General features: G+C 31.7%; 1 protein-coding gene and 1 pseudogene. Both read left to right on the forward strand.

All coding sequences use genetic code 11. The features are described from left to right. Nucleotides 1-342, forward strand: a pseudogene (locus GJV76_RS15790) (hypothetical protein); the annotation flags it as partial. A gap of 4 nt (nucleotides 343-346) precedes the next feature. After that, nucleotides 347-1374 (forward strand): hypothetical protein (locus GJV76_RS15520; RefSeq protein ID WP_155093486.1); only part of this gene is annotated, 1028 nt, incomplete at its 3' end.

Below are 1374 nucleotides of genomic sequence, written 5' to 3' on the forward strand. Positions count from 1 at the left end.
CAAATAAAAAAAGACCAAAAAACCTATGAGGCGCTTACAAAAAACAATCCTATTCTTAAAGCTAACTTAGAGAAACACCTGAAGGATACAGATCCCGAAACTCTTGTAACTGTTTCTGGTACAATAGTGAGCAAAGAGACGCACAAACCATTAAAAAATATAGACGTAGGCTCTGCCTTTAACAACAGTACTTTTGGTACAGGAACCTACCACTTAACAGATGAAAAAGGAGAATTTAAACTCCAACTACACAAAGGCAGTTTGTTTAGTGTTCTTTCTCTTTCCCCAAATTCTATTGGGTTTTACCCACAAAGAGATACAATTGTTAACCTTTATCTATAACAGCATGAATAAATTAAGTAAAACACTAGCTTTAATTGGCATTATAACCACATCATTTCTATCTTATGCTAACCTACAGCAAAACAGCATACCTTCGGATACTAGATGGAATATTTTATCGGCCTCTAGAATTAGTCCTGATGGGAATTGGGCATTAGTGTATAACAAAAACACTTTTGATCAAACGCTTAATTCAACTGACTATGTCAATACTCAAAGTGGTCAAAAAGTTGATATTACAAAGCTAAATGGCGCAAATAATCATATGTTATACAATGATATTCTTTTGGGGAAAAAGCAAAATAAAATAGAAATTGTACATCTTCACGATGAGCAAAATTCTTTTTCTCTTGAGAAGATAAAACGCTTTGAAACCAGAGCTAAGCTAGATCAAAATCTACTACTAACTTTATCTGATGACTTCGTTTTAGAAATTCGAAACCTCAATAATAAAAATAAGGTGTTATTCTTGGACACAGCTGTAGATGAGTTCGCTCTAAATCCAAACAAAAACATTCTTCTTTATCGCAAATCCAATATAAAAAATACCTTGTTTACCGTAGACTTAAATACAACCAAAAAACAATCGATAAACCTAACTACAGAAAGCTTAAAATCGCTCTACTGGAATACGGATCAAGATATTTTTGCTTTTTTAACCAATGACAATAATTTAAAAATTGTCAATATTAAGTTGCAATCGGTAAAAGAATTAGCGCTTGACAAGGAAAAACTAGAGCGTTTTGAGCTGAAATTCTATAGTAACAATGATGTCTTTATTAAATACAACATCAAAACAGATCAAACAATTGAAGGCTCCGATTTTGTTGATATTTGGAATGGAAATTCCAAATTTTTATCTCCTAGTTTGTTCAATCTAAAATATGAGCTAAACTACAAAGCACTAGTCTATAAATACAAAGAGGAAGTAATACACAAGATTAATCGATCTAGGGAGAACGATTGTGAATTTGTGAATATCCCAAATCACATTTTAACGTATAATCCATTTTTATTAATTGATTATCAAGA

This window comes from Myroides albus (assembly GCF_009711045.1).
GTDB classification, from domain to species: Bacteria; Bacteroidota; Bacteroidia; order Flavobacteriales; family Flavobacteriaceae; genus Flavobacterium; species Flavobacterium album_A.